Source organism: Acetobacter estunensis (assembly GCF_019083805.1).
GTDB lineage: Bacteria > Pseudomonadota > Alphaproteobacteria > Acetobacterales > Acetobacteraceae > Acetobacter > Acetobacter estunensis_A.
In genome coordinates, this window is record NZ_JAHRDV010000053.1 from 1 (window position 1) to 514 (window position 514).

General features: G+C 51.9%; 1 protein-coding gene. It reads right to left on the reverse strand.

All coding sequences use genetic code 11. From position 1 onward, the window contains the following. Window positions 1–50: 50 nt before the first annotated feature. Window positions 51–514, reverse strand: a 464-nt coding sequence (locus tag KUA11_RS17905) for an MFS transporter (protein ID WP_217412219.1), incomplete at its 5' end; no start/stop codon positions are given.

A 514-nucleotide genomic window follows, 5' to 3' on the forward strand; every position in this document is an offset into this window, starting at 1 on the left:
GTACCGTCGTCAGAGCTGCGGAGCAAGACCATTGTGCTCTCGCGCATGACCTACAACATGCTCAACATTGTCAGCAACGTGATAACCCCTATGATTCCAAGAGCATACTGGATGAGACTCATGTTAAAGGCTTGTGTAGACGGAAGACCGGCTTGTTGGTAGAAGTACGTAGAGTAGGTTCGAAGCCCGGTACCAGAAACTATTTGGATTCCCCAAGTCCCACATGCAATCATCGTCCTCCGGCGATCAGTTCCCTTAAAGCAGTCTTTGTAATGTTTACCTGTTCCAGACTCTCTTTCTTGGTTGACAGTGCCTTCCATCAACGTCAGCATCTGGTCGATGTCTTTGCCGGATCGGACGAGGCGGCGCAAATTGGGCCTGACGGCATCGATATTCCCTCGGCGGACATACCACCATGGAGATTCTGGGGCGAACGAGATGGCAATGATCAACGGGACTGGCCATATCCACTGTAGGGCAAAGGGGATTCGGTAAGCCCACTGGTCAGTTCGCG